Here is a 20,853-nt window from a genome sequence, read left to right on the forward strand (position 1 = left end):
ATGATACTAACGGCCCACCGGCCTGTTGAGGAACCTGTAAAACGGAAAGGCTCATTGAAGCCGTATATTTTCTGGAGGTTCATCAGGCGCGGAACTCATCGAGGCGCGGGAATAAAATCCCATTCAGACGCCGGATAGATTCAAGCAAGCCAACTTGTCGTCAAAATCGGTGTTGCAAAAACGGGAGTGACCATAGATTCCGTTTTCTGAGACGACCCCAGATTGTCGTCTATGGCTGAAATCAACGAGTCTGGCGTGTACCGATAGACCAGCGAATGCACTCTAGTAGCGTCGATGCCGGTGACTCGGTAATTGAGATCCAAAGAGCGACTTTCTGAAATGCCGTTCCATCTGACCATACTGGTGACGGGGCCAAAGGGCGCTCGCTCGATCTGGCTTGCCAGGCTTGTTGTGGTGCCTGCTTGTGTCGTTGCCACCTCGATGACGTCACCGGCTAAATCACGGGTGTAGGAAACCTCACGACCACTGGGATACGTGATCTTCGTGATGAGGCCTGCACCATCGTATTGGTACTGGGTAGTAAGGCTCTGCCCGTGGGTTTCCCAGGTCTCGTAAGCCAACCATCCTTCGGGTGTATAGCCATATCTCCGGACACCGTTGCCATCATCGACTGAGGTCAAGCGGCCCATGCCGTATGGTGAGGTTGCTTCGTCGTACCCGTACAGAATTGGCGATTCGCCAGCGACACCGCTGGATGCCTCGATGATCCGGTTCAGCGCGTCGTAGCTGTAGCTTGTGGTTTGTCCCTTGGCCGTCTTGCGCGTTGCCACGTTACCGGCTTCGTCATAGGTAATGTCGGTGGTGCCGGTGTCCGGGCTCCGGACCTGAGTCACTTCGCCAAAGCCGTTGTAGCTGTAGTAGGTCAGGCGCGAACGAGGGTCGGAGACACGGTAAACATCGCCGGTATCCTTGTAGAGCACCTGCGTGACCTTCCCGAGTGGATCGGTCGTTTGTGTCCGGTGATGGAAGCCGTCGTACTTGTAGGAGTGTGTGTTACCAGAGGGACTGGTCTCCTGTATCAGGTTTGCCACCACATCGTAGGAAAACGATGACTGATTGCTATAGGCGTCGGAGACACTGGAGAGCCAGCCGATTTCGTTGAAGATCCGGCGCTCTATCCAACGGGTCTGGCCCAGCGCATCGAGCAGTCGCTCTTCTACTGGGTTCCCGAGGTCATTGAGCTCAAGCTCGCGCCGGTTGCCCTGTGCATCTGTTTCCGCCACCAGCCGATGTGCAGCGTCGTACTCATAGCTGACGGTTGCACCATTTGGCTTAGTCAGCGAGCTCAGGAGGCCCACAGCATCATAGTTGTAGGCCGTGGTTCCTTCTGGTCCAGTGGAGCTGACAAGTCTTCCTCTGGCGTCATAGGTGAGGGTTTGGGTTACACCGTTGACGCCCTGAATGGTCCCGGCGCGACCGTTCGCGTCGTAGTCACCAAACTGCATCACCTGCCCCAGCGCGTTTGTTGTCCGGATCAGGTTGCCCTGGTCATCGTAGTCAAATGTCGTAACATCGCTGACGTCGGTGCGCGGACCATCAACCGAGGCCAACAGGCTCGGCTTTCCTGTACCAACAGGGGCATAGGTGTAGGTCCATGTCCGGGAAGCGCCCGAGCTGCGATCTGTGACCTTGCGGCTTATCACCCGGAGATGAGTGTCGTAGGTAAGCTCAGTGATCCTGGTTGGTTCCGTGATTTTTGCAGGGAGCGACTTGGAAGGAAGCCAGTCGGTCGTAACCTTGCCCCCATCCTGGTCTATCTGGGTGGTTTCCAATCCCCGGTCGTTATGGGTGAACGTGCGCTTCTGTCCAGCACGATCTGTAATGCTGGAGACGAGGCCTTTGCTGTCGTAGACGTAGGTTTCCTTGCCTCCCACAAAGCCGGTACACGGCGCACCCTCAACAACATCAGGCTTGAGCATCCCGTTGTGACGGCTGTAGGTATATCGCTGAACGTGGCCGAGGGCGTTGGTGACAGAGACGCTTCCGTCAGCGTTGTAGCTTACCTGAGTCTTCTCTGCGCCCCCGGCGTGTTCACTTAGAACTGCCATCCCCTGAGCATCATATCCCCATGTGGCGAAACGGTTGCCGTTCTCGTCCACCAGCCCAGAGAGCAAACCCGGTGCATTCGGGTCATCGTAGAGATAGCTGCGGCTCGTATTGTCCTGGTAGATCACTTCCGCCAGCTTGCCAGCGCTGTTGTACTGGTACTGAATACTGCCACCAGCAGGATCGGTGACACTGACCATGCGGCCATCTTGATGCTGGAACTGGATGTTGCGGCCAAAGCCGTCAGTGATCGAGGATAGCTCTCCGTTCAGATAGCTCAGGGTGATGTGATTGCCGTTGGGCTTCTCGATGCCGGTCAGTCGTCCGGTTTCATCATAGGCCTCGACTACCCCGTCAGATTGAGTGTAACGCCAGCCGGTAGCATCCTTCGTCAAGGTATCATCGGTTTTCCATGTTGGCACCCAGACAGAGGACGAGTTGTAGAACGCGAGTTGTTGCCCTTCTGGCCGGTGCAGGACAACCATGTTCTCACCGTACTTCGAGGCGTTGACCTCGACGCTCCGCGAGTAGGTATGCCGCCAGCCGCCGAGCTCTTCATCAGGAAGGTGGCTATTGTAGTATCTGGTGAATGTGAAAGGGTCGGAGCCTCCGCTTTGATAATCCAGTTCAGCCTGGAACTTGTTGCCGGTGCCAAGATGGATAGGGTTCCCTACACACATGGTCGTTGTTGGTAAGCCGAGATCCCTGTCCAGGAACGGTGTTTTATCCATCTCACCCGGCAGAACATAGGTTGAGCGCCAGTAGACCGTAGCTGGGTCGCCAGTGCAGGTAGTGGGGTCATAATCGCCAGTAGCACCTAGATACTTAAAACAGATCCTGGAGACATAACGGCCATCACCATAACTGGCAACCGGATAAAGCGCATCCCCAACTGGCGTTCCCTTCCCTTGCTCCTCACCAGAGCGATAATTCTTCATGAAGGAATGCGCGTCTATGATGGTGTTGAAGCGCATTTTGTCTACTTCGGTGCTCACGGCTACAACCCGCCATTGTGCAAAAGCAACGCATGGCAAAGTTGCGAGCACCACAACGGCCAATGACCGCAGGTTTCGCATCAGTAAAAGGGAAGGTCTCGATCTCATTTACAGCTCCAGTTTTTATGCTGGAGCTATTTTCAGGTGGGAGAGTCGTTATCAACGACTGCGTTTTTGCCCTTTTAGGGTATGAATACGTGATTTGGAGAGGTTGTGTATTCAGAACAAATGAGAAGCAGGTTACTCATTTCGCTCAAACACTGTGACAAGAACACGTTTTTGGTTGTCGTCGTTGATCACCATCAGGTACTTGAACTTGGAATCTCTATGGCCCCAGACTTCCACGTTATCTACGCGGCCATACTTTCTGGCTTTATGGCGAGCCACTTTCTCGTCAAAGGGTTGAACCTGTAACTCTGGATGCTGGAGGCGACCAACGAGTGAGGCCCACGGTTTTTTAGGGTCTCCAGAGGTTATCCGGGCCTGATACTGATCGATGGCATGTTGAGTAACAAGGACGGGACCAATGGCCGGTGTAGAGATTTCGTCATGGGTTTGAGTATAGGCTTGCTTGTCCACATCGAGGAGCTCAACGTTGCCCTCACCCGGCTCATCCATAAACTCCATGCTCTGCGAAACTTCAATAGTAGCGCCCTTTAAACGTCCAGTGAGGCAAGCCGCAAACTTGAATGCAAACTCCTTGGTGGATTTGCCCAGCGCCAGCTTTTTAATCGCACCTTTGGATACCACCAGCTTGTAACCAGCACCAGCACCTGGCTCTCTGCAAAAAACCTGTTTGTCCAGCGCCAGATAGCGAATGGCTACGAGCTCAGCCAAAAGATCTGCCTCCTCGTTGTCAAAATCAATACGAACATCAAGGATGCCTTTCCGTTTTGTACCAACGCGCCAGAATACAAGGGCTGAATTATTAGAAGTTTTCTTCGAGACAGTAGTCAGTGTCATCATGGTCTATTTCTCCATTATCGGGATAATGGTCGGCATCGCCGCCAGCACCCCTATTCGTTAGGGTTCATTTAGATGCTACCACGGGTTTTAAAAATGCAACCCCTAGTGCCACTCTATTTGTGGTCCCAAGTATTTTTATAAGCTCGGGCTAGGCGTTTCTCTATCACTTCTGACAAATTGCAACCATCGACTTCTGCCAACCGCTTCAAAATCCTGTGGGCTTTATCGCTTATAGTTATGCTTTTACCAACACCATATCCCCTTCTGCGACGTTGCCTAATTGATGTCCCGAGTTTATTGATTTGCTCTGCTGTCAGATATTTATTAATCCATTCAGTGAGTTCTGATGGTGATCGCCCCATGCTGTTCAGGCTGTCCACGGCTTCAAGTTTCTTATCGAATGGGACGTCACGCCAGAAAGCTGGGCGCGAAGCAGCTCTGAGGAGATAGATCGCCGTAGCCTGAGCATCTTCATTGGATACTTTCAAAAAAACACCTTTACCGTTACATGTCACACCAACTTCATCGTGACATGTAACACTTCAAACTGCAAGTATAAAAAAAGGCCAGCTATTGCTGGCCTTTACGTTCATTATCGCAGTTACTCTTTAGGCGTTGTGATGCTTTTTTTCCTTCTGTTTCTCATGGTAGAGATACAGACTGCCGCCAGTGACGACAGTGAAAAAAATGAGCAACCCCAACATGCCTAATGTGAAAGCGTCCATTTGACCCCCTTAGGAATTGCTGACCTTGGTTAAGATTATACCATAGATCCACAGGATAACCCCAATGACCAACACCAAACCGGCTTCTTTGACGGTTATAGTGTCCCCAGATACAGCCAATCCTACAATACCGACACCGATGGCTGTTACGGCGACCTTACGCAGGTCTTCACCGATAGCTCCCAGAGTCTTCTTGTCAGGAGAGAAAAGACGCACAAACCACGTCTTAATACGCAAAAACTTTTTCATGATTACCTCCATAGTTGAAGAGGAGGCGAATCATGCCCGAGAGGGCATGAACACCCCCTCAGGGTTAAAGTTTTAGGCAGACAAAGCTGTTGGCTTCGCCTTGTTCATCTTCATTGAGTTAATGATCTTCGTCGCTTCATCAGCAAACGGGCCAGTAACTTGGATAGGCTCCCTTCTTGCGAAGGAGGCTGTCACCATCATTCTCTGGCCGTGCATCAGATGACGATACCGAGACCGCATAAGCTCAACGTAGGCCGCAGAGTCCCCCTCCCACCCCTCAGGGGGAGAAAAGGGGCACACCGCGTCGTTACCAGGCGTTGTATCAACCTTCGAGACATCAATGACGGCCATACTCAGCTCTCCTTCTCGCAATGAAATCGCGCAGGTAGCGAGCATTCGGGAAACCGAGGCTTCCCTGACTCATCAGGACATCGTTCCAGTCAATCCCTTTCGCTCTGGGCGGGATCGGGAGTTTAGGCAGCAGGACGTACACACGAATGCCGCGCTTCTCCAGCTTGGCTTTCAGCACGTTCGCTGACTTCTCACCAGTCACAGACTTATCTTTGTCAGCCCAGATCAGTACGGTGTGAACACCTTCTGGAACCTCGAAGGACTCCATCAGGGTCGCATTGACCGTTGACCAAACCGGGATTTGAGTGACTCGATAAGCTGACAGGGCTGTTTCCAGCCCTTCTGCAACACCCAGGATACCCTCAGTCGGTTCACCGAGGCGGATGGCCGCGCCATTGACATCCAAACCGTCAGGAATGGGCATCATCTTCTTGGCGTTGCCGACCTTGGCTTTTTTACCGTTTTGGGTGAGATAGGTGCGGTGGAGCGTTACCAGGTTGCCTTCCACATCTCGGATAGCGCAGACGATAGCCGGGAATTTCCCAACTTCATTGCCATCTTCGTCGTAGTAGGCCATAGCCGGATTGAACCGCAGACAGTCTGTTTTTTCTACTTCATCAACCTTGAACAGAAGCTCGCGGTTTTTGAAGTACAGACGCATTGGCTCAGTCACATGACTGGAGAACGGCAAACACTCGTTCCATACCTTCTCGATTTTCTCACGGAGACGAGCACTGTAAGCGCGTTCGCGCTCCATTCTCTTCTCCATTTCTTCTTGGAGCTCAAGCAGCCAAGGCTTAGGTTGTTCACGAAACATCGGAACAACTTTCGGCTTGTTTTCGCTGCTTTGCTCTTCCGGTTGTGTGGCCGCATGTTGTACTTGCGGTGCCGGAGCTTCTACCGTGCGGTTGACCACAGGGGCCGACTCAACATGGTGACTCACCGGCTCAACACCACCGTTCGAGCGAGCGCGGAACTGCGTTACCGTAGCGCCGCGACGTTCCACCAGCCAGGTGTTGCGATGCGTTTGCATAGGTTGTTCTCTCACAACATTCCCCTGCTCGTCCTTAACTTCAACGACGACAGTTACAGGCTCGCGCCCGAGGTTTGTCATGACGATCTCATCCCCATACTTGGCTTCACTTTCACCAATGGCTCTTTCAAGATCCACGCCCCAGATGGTGCGTTCCAAACCGCTCTTGTCACGGATGAAGGCAAAGTAGCTGAGCTCGTTGTCTTCGTTATGCTCATAAGGAGCTTTACCGTGGGCAATCAGAGTACCGGCAATGGATTTTTTACGATTCTTGGAATCGAGAACCTTGTTATTCACCTTCATAGGCTCTTGCTGAACAGGCGCTTTGGCCTGGACAGGAGCTCGTGTCGGTGCAGCGGCTTGTTGATACTGGGGTTGCTCTTTCTCAACGCCCAGATAATCACCAACCTCGCTCAGGCACTGTTTAAAGTCCCAGTTATTGAGCCACATCAGCAGCTCAAAACCATCATGATTGGCACCGCATGTATTGCATACGCCGCCACCAGTCAGGTGGGCATCCTTGAACAGTCGGAAGCCATCTTTCCCGCCGTGGATAGGACAAGAAACATGACGACCAGGTTTACGGAGAGCTGGTTCAAGATGGGGCGCTAGGGCCGCCAGGATGAATAGCCAGTTTCCGTTTGCAGCTTCACGAACGGTGTCAGCTTTGTAGTAAGACATAGGTTTTCTCCTTAGCGTGAACCCCAGCATCGAGGCTTCCTTAAACCCCCGTCGCCAGGGTTTTAAGGAAACCCCGACACCGGGAGAATGTGCCAAGGAGGCTCCCCAGCCGGGGAGAACTCCCCGGCGAGGGGTTTAAAAAGGTCGCCCCCGAAACGGAGGCGAATTTTGTGAATATCACAAGCACAAATGAGTGCCATCTTCCGAGGCCATCATGATTGTGACATCTGCGGTTACAGGATCTGACTTAATCACAACCTCAGTGGGTTTGAAAAAGCCATCTACAGTGGGCATGGGGTAATAAAGACGAATCTTTCCCCAATTCTTGTTGTCGGTAAAAGCGACCTTTGTTTGAGCAACACAAAGCTGCAAAAACATGAAAAGGAAGTCTTCTACCGAGTGCTTACCATCTGCACCAAATACTCCATCGACAATTGCCGGGGTCACTGCCACATTGGTCAGGAAACCAGCTTGTTTACCGATGGAAGATTGGTCCACCAGCAGACCATCATTGATGGCTTGTTGACGGATTTGGGCGAGGTCCAATTTAGCTACTTGGTTCATAAGGTGTACTCCAAAGTTAATGGGTACACCTACCCCGTGCGGGGAAGTGTACCCGCATGGGTTATTGAAAGGTCACGGCCAAAGCCGAGCTTTAAGGTTCCGAGTTTTACGCTGGCTGAATGCGCCAAAGAACGGTCGGAGGAAACGAGTCAGCGACACGCTTCACATTCGCGTAAAGAGTGTCCTTAAAGACACGCTCTAAGCGACGACCACCTTGACGATAAACCAACTTAAAGTCTTGGAATTTGTTCATGGATACCTCCAGAAATAACGGGAGGTATCTCCAGCAGGAGATAGACTCCCGCAGGGATTAATAAATTAACGTTAATTTGCTGTTTGTTTTTGGCGACCAGCTATCGCACGCTTTCGCCCTCAGGGAGGACAAAATCTGCTTACTGATGGCTTAACCATGAGTAAGAAGACTTGGGAAGTAAAGCAGGGGTTTCCCCCTGCCTTGTTATGCCGCTTTGAGGTGGCGAGAGAAAAAGTCCCTGGTTTGCTGGATAGCGCCCCGGAGAAGTTCTCGTCTGTAGCCAGCGTAGCTCTTGTCATCACTGGCAACGGTCAAGCCGTGCAGACTCTCTTCACCCAGGACAATCTCGTTTTCACGAGAGAGTACCTCAACACGTAGGCCAAGCACTCGCTCTTTCCCTTCCAGGATAGAACAAATTGTTTGGTCTCTTACTTCGTCATCCCAGTGGCCCATATCGAAATCCCGCTCAGGGAGTTCAGTAACACGCACCAGGTAGTTTTCAGTGGCCCGTTCCCAAACCACTTCATCTTCGCATGGAGAGGCCTCGATCAGCGAGTACCCGTCCGCTTCGAGCTTCTTGGAAAGACTTTTTACATCATCCGCCAGCTCCAGCACAAAGCGTTCCCAGAGGTCTTGCCAGCGCTCGACCATATCCTGGTTAATCCCTTCAATGCCGGTGCCAATCATGGAATCATCATCAGGGAAGATCCCTGTGAAGTCCACGTTGTCGTCGATGTTCATGCAGTTCCAATGGCTGTAGTGATGCCCGTGACTATTCCGAGTAATGGACAGGTCACAGGAACCATATTCGCGGAGGACAGAAAGCATATTCTCAATGTCTTTCTGTGCCATCAGGTTCTTCACGCGGCTGACAGCATCCACTTGGCCGGGCTCAGTGCTGAATAGGCGATTCATGAGAGCTTTGACGTCATCAACGCTCAAATCCCCGTAGAAGGCTACGCCATCCCCCTGGCAGTATCCGAGACTGTACTCAATCGTCAGATCATCCGGGTATCCACACTTAACCAGTTCGTTTTGAAAATGCTGTTTAATCATTGGTATCTCCTTAATTTCAGAGGGAGACACCATCCCCTCAGGGACCGATGTCCCCCGTGGGGTTAATGTTTGGGTTAAGAAGCCTTGCGGCTTAATTCAGTATCAAATCGAGGACCTTTGAGAACCGCAGTTTTCATAACCTCGAAGTTTCTTGGGTAACGCAGCTTTGAAACTGCGCCAGCTCGGATGTCGGCAGCCTCACTTGGAGAGACTAGCCTTAACCCTTCGCTGGTTTCAGCGTAGAACCAACCGGCATAACGCTCATAGGCATTCTGCTGGTACTGTTCAGTCGCCATATTCTTCCGGATCGCCTCTGTTAAGGCCTCAACAACACCGTCATCTTTCGTGATGATGTTGAAAACATGAGAGACGGTCAGGAAGTTCCCAAAGAAGCAGGCTGCCCCAAGCCAAGGCTGGAACATTTCGCCATTTCGCCCCGTCCTCACCATTGGTTCAAACGGGTATGGGCGATAACAGTGATACTGCTCAAACATCGGGTCAAGAACGTTGTCACCCAGGACATCCAGTAAAGTCTGAATGCTGTCCGGGTCTTGGCCTGCCCACTTACTCCCATTGCTGAGAATCAGTGTTTTACCGTCAGTACGCTCCAGAGCTTGTTCAAAGTTAGACATAGTGCATTCCTTTTGGTTAGGACGCACCACACCCTCTCGGGATGATGCGCCCGAGTGGGTTAGTTGAGAAGGCTTAGCCGTCAAGTCCGTAAATTACGGCGGAGCCGGGCTCCATCTCGACAACTTGTGCGCTTCCTTCTTCTATCAGCTCCTGCATGTAACCAGACTCAGCATCCGGATTACGTTCGCAGTGTTCGTCCCAGCGTTTCAAAAGCCCTTCTGTGGCTTGTCCGTGGGTCTCACCAAGGCCGATAAACTCATAGTGTCCTGTGTTTACGATGATCACCACCATAGCTAGTGCTCTCCTACAGGTCACTTGGTACATACAGGTCATCTTTGATGGCAGAAAAATCGACAGGAGACTGGTCCCCATAGGTTCGATTCACGCCACCAGCATCATCGACACTGACAAAAACCGTGCGGAGTAAACCGCTGGGCTTTGCAGGGTAAACGATGCTGACATGCTGACCTTTGTACTGTTCTGACAAAGTGCTTTGAAGCTCATCAACCGAACGGAATTTCCGGTCGCGGCCAAAGTCCTTAATCTTGATGTCGCCAGGGATTGGATTAGTCATCGTTACCCCCTGCCAGCAGTTTATCTACTGAATGGCCGAGTCCGTTACCAAACCATTTGTCCAGAGCGTCGATTTCCGGGAAGTCCGATTTCACCTGAGCAACAACACGTTCCATTTTGCTGAGAGCATCCTGGAACTCAAGGCCATTACCTGCGGCCACCTCAAGTTTGCACTTGATGTAAGCGGAGTAGGTATCACAGGCCTTAACCAGTGATTGTTCATAGCCACCGGGAGCGAAGGCTATGGCGACTGCATCCTGGAGTTCTTCGGGAAGAGTCTGGATGAGTTTGTCCTCTGCGGCCTTTTCCAGTCGTTCAAACTCACGCTGCAAAACAGCGTTTGCTTTCTTGACCGGTGTTACAACATCCGAACAGAGAACCTCGGCTGCATCATGCAACGAAGCATGAGCAAGCATGACTGCCAGATCCACCGACTTCCCTTGCTGAATGGCAATATTGCCAGCCAGGTAGGAAAGCAGGGTAACAACAGCGCTGTGTTCCAACACAGACTCCGGTTGAACAGAGTGCATCAGTGACCAGCGTTTGATCAGGCGTTGGCGCAAGGCCAGAGCTAGAAAGCCGAAATTTGAATTAGACATAGTGCCTCCAAAATTGGTTGGAGGTACACCAAAGCCGACCGGGCCTTGGTGTACCCGGTTGGGTTACTTAGTTATCTCGGGTCAAGCTGCTTAGCTATAGCGAGTAAAAACGGATGGAATGGATGATCTTGCGGGACACCCCCAACAAGCTCACGGGCTAAACCGACTGAGTTTGTAGCCAACACCTCTTTGACGGCCAGAATGATTTCATTGTCGATTTCATCCTGGGTCTTTCGTTGTTGGTCCACCAGCCGACTTAACTTGTCTAGGCTCATGCTTCTCTCCTTTGTTTGTGGGAGAGAACCCAGGAGGGGTTTCCTCCCGAGGGGTTAGGTTATTGCTGTTTTGGGCCAGCTACCGTTATAGCCAGCAAGCGCTGACAATGAACAAAGAGTATGACAGCCACCTAAAAGGGTAAAACGCTGTAATTGCCCTTTTGGGGTGCAAAAGAAAAAGCCCTTGTCGGAGGGCTTTTTATGCGGCCAAGGACAAGCCTTGCTGTCCTCTTTGCAACTCTGTGTCGTCGCGGCGATGTAAGCGTTGAACCGCCTTGATCATCGTTCTGACATGTCGCTCCAAAGAGGCTGGATGGCGTTTTGACAGTAGGTTGATCCAGTCGAGATAGATAGCAAGCGCGGAACCTTCGGTTAGGGCTGCCTGTATCGCCTCATACTGCCCTACGGCACTCTGGACCACATCATTCACCCACTGGGCGTCAGTATTGTCCAAGAGCTCGCAGAGGGCCGTATAAGCCTTCCTTCTGGTCGCGGCCATGTAACGACGAATGTTGGCGTTTCCGCTCCCCTCTCGCCCTTCCATGACGCTCATACAGAATGCGCTGGAGTAACAAAGCATCGCGTCAGTCACGTAGTTAAACCGTAAGCGTCCGGGCAACTACACCTATCTTTTAAAATTCCATGGTAACAGGCTGTCTATATCCGGTGCTGGTTGGCACAGTTCATTAAGGCAAGCCATGATGTAATCAAATGGCACTAAGCCATTAACCTTTGCGGTTTCCACAATGCTGTAAAGCGTGGCACTGGCATGAGCCCCATTAGCTGTCTGACTGAATAACCAATTTTTTCGACCAATCACAAACGGTTTTACCGCTCGCTCTGCACGATTATTATCAATACTCAATCTGCCATCATCAACATAACGAATAAGTTTGTGCCATTGATTAGCCAGGTAATTAGCCGCCTCTATCAGTTTGGTATTACCCACTAAATTCGGTTGGTTTTGCTCAAGCCATGCTTTTAGCTTGTCCAGTATAGACACACTGACTGCTTGTCTTGTCGTGTATTTATCATCCGCACTTTTATCTTTAACGCGTGACTCAACGCCGTACAGTTTTTGGATAAGGCTCAATACCACATCCGCTTTGCCGGTTTTATTTTTACCTTGCAGCTTTTTGGCTTCAATAAATTTACGACGCGCATGCGCCCAGCAGCCAGTTAAGGTTGCCTGTGTTTTTTCATAAGCTTGATAACCATCTACGTGCAAGTACCCTTGATATCCATCAAGATAATTAACCACGCACGCGGCCGCGCGACTATTGTGAAAATCGTAAAGCACGATATTAGGGATAGGATTATTCGGGTCTGGTGAATCTCGACCTGAGCAATACACCCACATGTAGCTGTTCACTTTATCGGATTTCACCACCTTTAATGGCGTTTCATCGGCAAACAGCGTGGGCTGCTTTAACAGCTCGGCTTTAAGTCGCTCAACTAGTGGCGCGAAGAGTGCGGCGGATTTGTCTATCCAGCTGCTCATGGTCTGGCGACTGAGCTCAATACCGTATTGCTTGAACATCGCTTCCTGGCGATAAAGCGGTAACCCGTATTGGTATTTACTGGTGATAAGCTGACTGAGCAAACTGCTCGTCGCGATACCTTTATTAATCGGCATTGCAGGCATTGGTGCTTGTTTTATTGGCGTATTCGTCGAGGATTTATCACAGTGACGGCACGCGTATTTAGGCCGAATGTGCTCAATGACTTTTATTTGCGCTGGGATAAACTCAAGCTTTTCTGACTTATCTTCACCCATTTTATGTAGCTCACCGCCACAGCAATCACAGGTTTTATCTTCAATGTCGTGGATAACTTGCTCACGGGGTAAGTCTTTTGGCAGTGGCTTACGCACCGGTTTTTTGCGGGTATAGCTAATGGATTGTTGCTCAGCCTCAACGGCTTCAACAATCTCTTCTACTTCATTGAATAACTCGCCTTGCCCTACAAAGCCTTCAGCACTTTTGCCAAATTGTTTTTGTTGGGCCAGGCGCCAGCGTTCTTCTAGCGCAGCTATTTGCGCATCTTTTTGTAAAGATAATTGCCGCTCATTTTCGAGCAGTTTTTCCAGTTCAGCAATGCGCTGTTGAAGGGCGAGTACATTTTTCATGACGCCTATTTTAAGGCGTCACCAGCGGGTTTCCAGTGCTAAATGAACATCCTTTGATGATCATCAATCGATCGCAAATATTAAAGTAATTGCTTACCTGCTATATCAATTTTACTGTGGCCAATGACATCATAACCCGACAATAACCAGTGTAATTGTTGCTCGGTTAATGTCATGGTGGGTGACATGAGTTTGGGCCATTTGAACTTATGCTTATCTAATCGCTTATACCACAGCGCAAAGCCGGTATTATCCCAATAAAGCAATTTGAGTTTGTCACGGCCTTTATTACAAAAGACAAATAGCGCACCACTGAGCACTGGGAGTTCAAGCTCTGCTTCCACTAAGGCGGCTAACCCATTAATCGATTTTCGAAAATCGACCACATCGGCACATACATAAACGGTGGGCACATCAACAAACATCTTCATGCCATTAGCCCTTTAATAATGGCAACGATATCGGTCGTTGCTAAATCTGCAGGTAGGGTGAGTTGGCCGGTGCGGGTATCAAACTGCAGTGTATTTTGATGAGTGTGCTCGCAGACGTCAGTGGTGGTTTGTTTTAGTTGAATAAAGCGTGATGATGTAGCGCGCGTTGGTAAGGTTATTTTTTGCTGGTTCTCAGCCTGTAAAGCACGTTGTTTATAATAAGTGGTAATCGAGACATTATGATGTTGGCAGAATTCAACATTAGTGCCACTAAACGAGCCGCGTTGTTGAAGTAGCATCTGCCACTGAGTAGTTGTTCTGTATGTTTTCATCACCTGCTCCAAATTTATCATTGAGCAGGTATTTTCAAATAGGCAGATTAATGATGCGAGGTGTGGTTCGCTAGACGGTTACGTTAAACCATCGCTCCTGATGCCGTTTCTGTTCTTCCATTGCTTCCTGGTCAAGTTGCTTCTCGATGAACAACCCCGTCGGAGTACGGTGGTGCAGATGGTACTTGAACGTTAAGTGCAAGTTGACCCACCAGCGTACCGTTGCCAGTCTTCCCTTGATTTTTCGCTTCACCAGATCTTTGTACTTAGCATCGCTAAGCACTTTGACATCCTTGCGCTGTTGGATTCCTTCCATCGTCTGTAGCCCTGTAAGGCCCATCTGGTGGTAGGTTTGACCTCTTTGCATCATACGGTGATACAAAGCGCCTTTTCCTTTCGCAAGCTGGATTGCTCCGAACCGAAGGTAGAACTGCGCTGCACTACCGGGCGTATAATGTCCCTTCAGTACAGACTCCCTTAGTCGCGGGTATTCGTTCCAGATGATGAACGCAGCGGAGTCGGGATCGACTTTCACTTCATCATCTTCTGCGAAGCAAACCACCCTTCTCTTTCCGTCTGCGGTATTGATCACTTGCGCTGCCAACGGGTCATCCCCGCCGTCAAAGTAAGCCATTTCCGCTAACGGATCGGCCAAGCCATCAGAAAGCGAACCATCGCCCCAGCGACCAACCTTCAACCACAATGGCTTCGGAATTGGTGACTGAGGAACGGTTTCACACTGCGGCTCGTCTTCCAGCAAGTCCAGATCACCCATCGACCAAACCCTGTGGTAAATCTCCAGGGCATGGAAAGGCTTATCATTGAAATGATGGAAGGCCCACATGAAGTCGATATGGACTAAAGCCTCTTCCGATATGATCCGGAATTGTGGCTCTGCCATTCGACGGTTCCAGTCGTTATCCTCTGCTTGACCAGTAGCCAGCTTGTATGCCAGCTCATCAGCTCTCTTTTGCTCCATGTAGTCCATGCTGCAACAGACATGAAGCAATCGTTCTAGGAAAACAGGACTGTAAACGTCCGGCTGTATTTTGATGTATCCGCCCTCGTAAATCGTTCGACCTACGGGATGGCGGTCTTCCCATGCGTACCGGCGTTTTGCCAAGTAGCGCTGGATGCGGTTCAGCCCCGACATATAGCCATGCCTTTCAGGGTCCGTGGCAAGCAACGTCTCCATTGACTTATCCAACCCAACAGCCTGGCAAGCCCAGCAACCGAAGCGAGCGCCACAGGCGTCACTGGCCTTCTTCTCTGTTGCCGACCACACGCACTCCCCTGTTGCCGCCTTGTAAAGCTCTGCCGTAGTGACATTGCTCTCCAAGTAACTTGGCAGAGGATATGCTGAGCCCATGCCAGCGGATAGTAAGAACTCCCAGACATCACTCGCCAACCAGTTTTTCACCACATACAGCTCACCCCCATCTTTCGTCTTAATGACGCGATCTGAGCTTCCTCGCTGTTTTGCAATGTTGGCCGCACGAATAGTGCTTTCAGCATCACGACTGCCCAGCAAAAGGCAGACTTTCTGTCGAACCTCTTTGGGAAGCTCTCGCATATAAGCTGCCTTCGCTCTTTTGGCAGAGGTGATTTTTAAATCCTGGCTACACTGGCGGGCCGTGGAGTTGGAAAACGTAGGCAACCCCCTCCCAGTAAGGATTCGGCCCGTCCAACTCTGCGAGATCCCAGGCTTTGCTAGAACGATGGTCAGAGGAAGGTTTTCCTTCGCAATGAAACGCTCCAGCTCGGCCAGTTTCTGATCCGCCAGCCACCTTACCTCTGGGCTTTCGATCAGTGTGTCAGTGTGCAAGATGAAGTGGTGCTGGCTGATGGTCGCCCCACTCCTTACAGCCCGGATCAGGGCCATCAGGAACAGGTGCAAGACCGATTCAGAATCTTTACCACTGGAATAGCCGATCATCATGGTCCACCCATCAATTAAGGCCGTGTGAATGGACTCAACCGATGACGTGATCAACGATGACAGACTGGTTCCTCTACTGGCATCAACGAAGTTCAAATCCTCGTTATCAGTCAGTTCTGACCAAACAGAATCCCACTTATCCCCACGCAAAAGCACTGGGATGGGTTGTTCTGATAGATCAAAGTTTAATGTTTGTTGCATAGGGCCTCCTGGATTAGCAGGGTGCCCATCCCTTCCGGGAAAGCACCCCGGTAGGGTTAAAATTGAATCCTGGCTATCAGACCTGAACTAGCTGCTACTCGACATCTGGTTGTCTTCGTATTGCTGCTTGGCCTGTTTCACCAGATCAATGTCACCGTCTTGCAGCTTTTGAATATCAAGCTGTAGACGAGCCTTGTGTTTCAACAGTTCAGCGACCGCATTATCAATGTGATCAATGAGCGATTGGTTTTTTTGGATGGTGTAACTGTTGAGTTCATCGAGCAGGGGCCATGCAACACTCGAATGAGTGTTGAGCAATGGGTACTCTGCTTCGATCTCACAAACCACACCGTTTGCTCCTTCTCTGTAATGAGGGAACCCGACACGCAGACCGATACGACGATCCAGCGCTGCATTTACAGTACATTCCAAAGAAGTTCGGTTTGAAAAAACATCGTTGACGTTTTTAGACATGCTATATCTCCGTTCAGTTTATGACGGAGCCCCCCTAACAGGAGGTGCTCCCGTCAGGGTTGATAATTTGCTGTTTGTTTTTGGCAGCCAGCTACCGCACTTGAGCGCCTAAGGCACTTTCCGAAGCACCCTGGGAAACCGAGATGCTTGGGAAAGCGCGGGGTTTCCCCCTGCGCTGATTACCCTTTTTAAGGGGCCGGTACGCCGATTTCTCGGCGCACTCAGGTTGAAGCTACACAGTCAAGAACCAACGTTTCATAGGGACGGTGATGTCTATCATCCCGTTTCCACATGGATTCTGGCCCCAGAATCTGTAGGTCGTCTCATAGAAGTCAAACTCAGACAAGGACTGAATCTGCGCTTCTGAGATCGGCTCAAATGGTCCACCGCAACCGATGTGCATATTGAGCCCATAATCTCGAAGCTCTAGCTCTCCGAGATTTAGCGTCTTCCCGCCCACACAAGCAACCAAGTTCTGGTTTCTGACGTCGCCTTCTTTGAACAGCAAAGCTGACTCATCGTAGCTCCCATATTGGTTGGTAAACTTCACAATATGCCCGTGCTTAGGTGAGGTTTGTTCCGACAACTCTTTCAGTAATCGCTTTACGCTTTGAAATCTCGCGTACAGAGCTGGCGTAAACTGCCCAGAGTAGTTCAAGTTTGGGCAGATCATTTCAAGCATCTCATCAGGTACAGATTCAAGCCCCATTTGCGCGGCCAATGGCTTCGCCTTTTTCAGACCTTCCTCAAGCACTCTCTGATTTACAAGTTGTTCTAATGTGTTCATTTGACTCTCCACTTTCGAGAGAGCAATGCAAGCCGTCTCCGGACTTACATTGCCCGTTAACGGCTTTATTGGTTTATCCCAAGAGGTACGGAGCTACGCCAGTCAGGAAGCCCATGACTCCCAACACAGCGCCAACCACGCCCAATTTGATTGACAGTTGGACACTTTGATCCGGATGGTTCCAGAACCACTGCCAGACTTCCCAGCGCCTGGCTCTGCGAACCTCAAGATTTACAGTGTCTTTAAAACGAACACCCAGAGCATCTACCGCATCGTAATCCAGCGCGACCGCCAGCTTTGTGATGGATAAATTCCCAGGGTTGCCCATCGCATACCGGAGAACCTTTGCTTTGGTCTCTGGGTTTACGATCATAACCGGCTCCCTCCTGAAAAAACGGGTCTTGTCTTTTCGCTTGGAATCCATGTTGCGGTTATGGAACCTGGCAATGCAGTGTTGAAGGCCTGAATCCTCGGGAGGTAAAGGCACAACAGTTTCGATTTTCATGATTACTCTCCTTTCGGATAGGCCGGAGCAAAGGCCTTTCGGCATTGCCCCGGTGAGTTACTAATGAACCAAAGATGAAGTGACCATGATTGCGTCTCCGGACATCATTACCGGGAGATATTCGCAAGGCTCATGGCCGCAGCTCTTTTTAGTTCCGTTAGGTGAATAGACAGCCAATTGACCATCCATAATGTTGAAGGGCATCCCCTGTTTTTTCGCTGCCGGTGACAGCTTGAGAGTGCCCTTTGCGTCAACCAATGCCGTTGCCCAATGGAAGTCTTCACCACCGATCACCGGCTGTGATTCATCCACGACTTCGACCATGATTGGCATCATTCCAACCCAGCTCCACAGGCTGTTCCCTAATGCGAGGGCTAAAGCCTCGAACGCGGGAAAGACTACCGATTGCCCGAGAATCTGGTGGGCAATAGTGTCCGACAGACCTTGGATGAGTTCCTCTGGTATCCCTTTCACTCGACAATGTTCTGTCGGTGTAAAGATGCGAGACAACTCCGGCTGTTCTGGATGAACAATGAAAGGTTCGGTACTTCTGCATTTTGCATAGTCCTTACCTATGGTGCCGCAAAACTCATCGTCGCCAGTCAGAAGCTGGCGAGAGAACCCCTTGCCAGCAGCTTTGTCTCTCAACTCCTTCTCAGCCAGATAGTCAAATGACTTCCAACGTTCAGAATCGAGCGGAACTGGCTCCAGGATGTCCTGTATGCGACTTTCCTTGGTGCGAACAGGCTGAACCTTCTCAAGTTCAAACCCGTCGATCCCGTGGGAAAGCGCAACAACACAAAGACGCTTGCGGCGCTCAATAACCCCAAACTCATTGCCGTCGAGAATGCGCTCTTGTAGGGAGTAACCCAACGAAGAGAGCACCGAACGAATCACTTCCATCGAAGCGGTGTTCTGGTACTCAGGCACGTTCTCAATCAGCACAACGGCTGGGTTTAGCGCTTCTACGAATTGCAGGAAGTTGAAGAACATGGCACCTGCCGCCTCATGCGATTCGGCAAACTCCAACTTGTTCTTACTGCGACCTGACTTTGACGCGCCGGTACACGGTATGCCCCCCATCAAAACATCCACCTGTGGTGGGCGTTTGCTGAGATTCACAGCCTGGATTGGCGATTCGATAACAATAGAATCTTCGTTCCAAAGCTCCGGGTTATTTGCCAAAGACGAATCGAGATATTTCCCTTCCATCTCCACGGCCACAGATATGGCACTGGCAATTCCCGCCTTGTGAAAACCGGCGTGAATCGCTTTATCAAGCACACCACCCCCATGAAAGAGGCTGCATACCGAAAGCGATTCTCCATTCTCCAGCTTACTGATAAGCCGGTTGACGCGCTCGATCACTCGCTCTTGTTGATGGTGAGCAGAGATCACAATTGCGCCGTTACGGATGAACACGCGGAGCATCTCTACACCGTCAAAAACGGTAGCAAGCTCCTGCACGGTCAGATCGATGATTGGAGACACCCGGCCATTGCGCTCGCGCTTACTGATGGTGAACTTACCCTCCTCTTTGACGCGAAGCACAACCTGGGAATCTTTCAGCTCCAGATCATACTTCATGCCAGGATAGTAACCTTCACGCAGTAGCTTTTGGCCTTCCAGCCAGACGCGCTTCTTGCCTCGATGTTCTCCTAACTTGGTGTTTACGATAGTAGCCATGAGCTCTCTCCTTTCGGTTGAGAGGCCACTACCGTCCCAATCGGGAAGTAATGGCCCCGATGGGTTTAAAGTGGTTCTCAGTTCACAGCGATGCCGTGAGACTGAATGGCATTAGCAAAGCCAGCCATTTGTTCAGGGAAGGTGTAGCGGTTGATGTCCTGGCTGCGAGCCAGATTGACATGCACCTTCTTCACCTTCGTTTCGTCAGAGTCGTACTTTTCAAGCGCCAGCTTCTCAGCTTCTTCCGGATCTCGGCCCAGCGAGTAGGCGTAAATCACAGAGGTGAAGCCAAGTCCTGAGCCGAATGCGTAGACTTGTTTCTCGAAATGGACGTCAGCGAAATAGATGCTGAATCCGGATTTGAGGTTATGTTTTTCCATGATGCACTCCAAATAGTTTGGGGGCGCACCACGTCCCGAACCGGGCGGATGCACCCGGTTTAGGGTTAGTAGATTGCTCAAGCTGTTACGCCAGCCTGAGCCTTTATTGCTTCAAGCACGATCTCTGCTTCCTTGATAGAACCAGTGCTGTACAGCTTATGCAGCACCCGGCCAAGGTTCACAGAGATCTTTTCTTTCACTTGGAGATACTTGACATAGAAGTCATACAGTTTCTCCGCCTGCTCAAGGTGGGACATGCTCTCAACGGGAATGGTATTCCCTGGATTGCAGTACCACTTTCCGAGCACCTTTTGTACAAATCCCTCTTTGTCTCCTACGAACTGATTTGTGCCAAACACCCCACTGGTTGGTGAGCGTTGAATAACAGAAATCGGATTCGCAAAGCTGGCAAGAGTAGTCATAGTTGTGGCTCCATGTTTGTCAGGGAACCACCAGCCCGAGGGGCAGTGATCCCCCAAGGGTTATGTAGAATGCTGTTTGTTTGGGGAGGCCAGCTACCTCACTATTCACTCTCGACAGAGAGCAAAATCTTGCTTTCCGAGGGGCACAAACTTTCACATGTGAAAGTCGATGCCACTGGGAAAGCAGGGGGTTAACCCCCCGCTTTAACCCGCGCTAAGCGGTTTAGGATAGACTTCACGCCTTCCCTTACTCCAGATGGATCGTAACCTGCTTCATCGCAGCAGACCACAAATGAGAATGGATGTACCTCATCGGACATCACCCAAGCCATCGTTTCCTGCTTGATTTCACTTCCAGCTCGACCATCAGCAAGGACTCTAAGGCTATGCCATAAAAGCCCATCACGTAACTGCCTTACCTCATCATCAGTCCATTCAGGCTTTGGCTCAAATGGAATGACTTCTGCGGTCTTCGGCTCTTCATCCAGGAAGAAAAGCGGCAGCTCAAGCTGGTTTTCCTTCTGGATCATCTTCACTGCATTCATGGT

Annotated in this window: 25 protein-coding genes and 1 pseudogene; all 26 read right to left on the reverse strand. The window is 50.7% G+C overall.

All coding sequences use genetic code 11. The annotated features are described in order from the left end of the window. Positions 1-140 precede the first annotated feature (140 nt). A complete protein-coding gene (locus tag AC4OVU_RS24605; RefSeq protein ID WP_229692851.1) occupies positions 141-3,062 on the reverse strand; it encodes a DUF6531 domain-containing protein in 2,922 nt (973 codons plus the stop codon). Between the two features lie 240 nt (positions 3,063-3,302). Further along, entirely contained in the window at positions 3,303-4,028 is a 726-nt protein-coding gene (locus tag AC4OVU_RS24610) for a hypothetical protein (protein WP_000988732.1), read from the reverse strand. Positions 4,029-4,141: 113 nt separating this feature from the next. Continuing rightward, the gene (locus tag AC4OVU_RS24615) at positions 4,142-4,516 is read right to left on the reverse strand and encodes a hypothetical protein (protein ID WP_000868821.1); all 375 of its coding nucleotides are present in this window, start codon (positions 4,514-4,516) and stop codon (positions 4,142-4,144) included. A 246-nt stretch (positions 4,517-4,762) separates the two neighbouring features. Next, complete coding sequence (locus tag AC4OVU_RS24620) at positions 4,763-5,002, reverse strand: permease (RefSeq protein WP_000714162.1); 240 nt, start codon at positions 5,000-5,002, stop codon at positions 4,763-4,765. Between the two features lie 72 nt (positions 5,003-5,074). Further along, positions 5,075-5,353 carry a hypothetical protein gene (locus AC4OVU_RS24625; RefSeq protein WP_000268337.1) on the reverse strand — a complete coding sequence of 93 codons (279 nt, stop codon included), beginning with the start codon at positions 5,351-5,353 and terminating at the stop codon, positions 5,075-5,077. Then, the gene (locus AC4OVU_RS24630) at positions 5,340-6,689 is read right to left on the reverse strand and encodes a DUF7146 domain-containing protein (protein WP_020723572.1); all 1,350 of its coding nucleotides are present in this window, start codon (positions 6,687-6,689) and stop codon (positions 5,340-5,342) included. Before AC4OVU_RS24630 ends, AC4OVU_RS24625 begins: the two co-directional genes overlap by 14 nt. Before the next feature lie 66 nt (positions 6,690-6,755). Beyond that, positions 6,756-7,067: pseudogene (locus AC4OVU_RS24635) on the reverse strand (primase-helicase zinc-binding domain-containing protein); the annotation flags it as partial. A 177-nt stretch (positions 7,068-7,244) separates the two neighbouring features. Beyond that, positions 7,245-7,631 carry a hypothetical protein gene (locus tag AC4OVU_RS24640; RefSeq protein WP_001077335.1) on the reverse strand — a complete coding sequence of 129 codons (387 nt, stop codon included), beginning with the start codon at positions 7,629-7,631 and terminating at the stop codon, positions 7,245-7,247. A 457-nt stretch (positions 7,632-8,088) separates the two neighbouring features. Further along, positions 8,089-8,940 (reverse strand): hypothetical protein, encoded by an 852-nt coding sequence (locus AC4OVU_RS24645; protein ID WP_000595210.1) that lies wholly within the window; start codon positions 8,938-8,940, stop codon positions 8,089-8,091. 74 nt (positions 8,941-9,014) lie between these two features. After that, positions 9,015-9,572 carry a hypothetical protein gene (locus AC4OVU_RS24650; RefSeq protein ID WP_000064432.1) on the reverse strand — a complete coding sequence of 186 codons (558 nt, stop codon included), beginning with the start codon at positions 9,570-9,572 and terminating at the stop codon, positions 9,015-9,017. Between the two features lie 73 nt (positions 9,573-9,645). Then, complete coding sequence (locus AC4OVU_RS24655) at positions 9,646-9,864, reverse strand: hypothetical protein (protein WP_000260293.1); 219 nt, start codon at positions 9,862-9,864, stop codon at positions 9,646-9,648. A gap of 13 nt (positions 9,865-9,877) precedes the next feature. Further along, complete coding sequence (locus tag AC4OVU_RS24660; RefSeq protein WP_000184110.1) at positions 9,878-10,147, reverse strand: hypothetical protein; 270 nt, start codon at positions 10,145-10,147, stop codon at positions 9,878-9,880. Further along, positions 10,140-10,745 carry a 5'-deoxynucleotidase gene (gene yfbR, locus AC4OVU_RS24665; RefSeq protein WP_000071870.1) on the reverse strand — a complete coding sequence of 202 codons (606 nt, stop codon included), beginning with the start codon at positions 10,743-10,745 and terminating at the stop codon, positions 10,140-10,142. The genes AC4OVU_RS24660 and yfbR overlap by 8 nt, the downstream gene beginning before the upstream one ends. A 71-nt stretch (positions 10,746-10,816) precedes the next feature. Next, positions 10,817-11,020 (reverse strand): hypothetical protein, encoded by a 204-nt coding sequence (locus AC4OVU_RS24670; RefSeq protein WP_000050848.1) that lies wholly within the window; start codon positions 11,018-11,020, stop codon positions 10,817-10,819. Between the two features lie 199 nt (positions 11,021-11,219). Then, complete coding sequence (locus AC4OVU_RS24675) at positions 11,220-11,573, reverse strand: hypothetical protein (RefSeq protein ID WP_415990264.1); 354 nt, start codon at positions 11,571-11,573, stop codon at positions 11,220-11,222. Between the two features lie 72 nt (positions 11,574-11,645). Continuing rightward, positions 11,646-13,148, reverse strand: coding sequence for an IS66-like element ISShes9 family transposase (locus tag AC4OVU_RS24680; RefSeq protein WP_011790088.1), 1,503 nt, complete (start codon positions 13,146-13,148; stop codon positions 11,646-11,648). Positions 13,149-13,228: 80 nt separating this feature from the next. After that, positions 13,229-13,579 carry an IS66 family insertion sequence element accessory protein TnpB gene (gene tnpB, locus AC4OVU_RS24685; RefSeq protein WP_011790089.1) on the reverse strand — a complete coding sequence of 117 codons (351 nt, stop codon included), beginning with the start codon at positions 13,577-13,579 and terminating at the stop codon, positions 13,229-13,231. After that, entirely contained in the window at positions 13,576-13,911 is a 336-nt protein-coding gene (locus AC4OVU_RS24690; RefSeq protein WP_014611559.1) for a hypothetical protein, read from the reverse strand. The genes tnpB and AC4OVU_RS24690 overlap by 4 nt, the downstream gene beginning before the upstream one ends. 70 nt (positions 13,912-13,981) lie before the next feature. After that, the gene (locus AC4OVU_RS24695; protein WP_415989868.1) at positions 13,982-16,051 is read right to left on the reverse strand and encodes an adenine nucleotide alpha hydrolase family protein; all 2,070 of its coding nucleotides are present in this window, start codon (positions 16,049-16,051) and stop codon (positions 13,982-13,984) included. An 87-nt stretch (positions 16,052-16,138) separates the two neighbouring features. Next, complete coding sequence (locus AC4OVU_RS24700; protein WP_000042274.1) at positions 16,139-16,525, reverse strand: hypothetical protein; 387 nt, start codon at positions 16,523-16,525, stop codon at positions 16,139-16,141. A 232-nt stretch (positions 16,526-16,757) separates the two neighbouring features. Next, entirely contained in the window at positions 16,758-17,312 is a 555-nt protein-coding gene (locus AC4OVU_RS24705) for a hypothetical protein (protein WP_001093868.1), read from the reverse strand. A gap of 73 nt (positions 17,313-17,385) precedes the next feature. After that, positions 17,386-17,817, reverse strand: coding sequence for a hypothetical protein (locus AC4OVU_RS24710; protein WP_000687894.1), 432 nt, complete (start codon positions 17,815-17,817; stop codon positions 17,386-17,388). Between the two features lie 60 nt (positions 17,818-17,877). Continuing rightward, a complete protein-coding gene (locus AC4OVU_RS24715; RefSeq protein ID WP_000201432.1) occupies positions 17,878-19,503 on the reverse strand; it encodes a DNA cytosine methyltransferase in 1,626 nt (541 codons plus the stop codon). A gap of 77 nt (positions 19,504-19,580) precedes the next feature. Continuing rightward, entirely contained in the window at positions 19,581-19,883 is a 303-nt protein-coding gene (locus AC4OVU_RS24720; RefSeq protein ID WP_000410925.1) for a hypothetical protein, read from the reverse strand. A gap of 77 nt (positions 19,884-19,960) precedes the next feature. After that, entirely contained in the window at positions 19,961-20,305 is a 345-nt protein-coding gene (locus AC4OVU_RS24725; protein ID WP_000209093.1) for a hypothetical protein, read from the reverse strand. Positions 20,306-20,496: 191 nt separating this feature from the next. Beyond that, positions 20,497-20,850 carry a hypothetical protein gene (locus AC4OVU_RS24730; RefSeq protein WP_000994741.1) on the reverse strand — a complete coding sequence of 118 codons (354 nt, stop codon included), beginning with the start codon at positions 20,848-20,850 and terminating at the stop codon, positions 20,497-20,499. Between the last annotated feature and the right edge of the window lie 3 nt (positions 20,851-20,853).

This window comes from Enterobacter sp. 6722112, assembly GCF_058661685.1.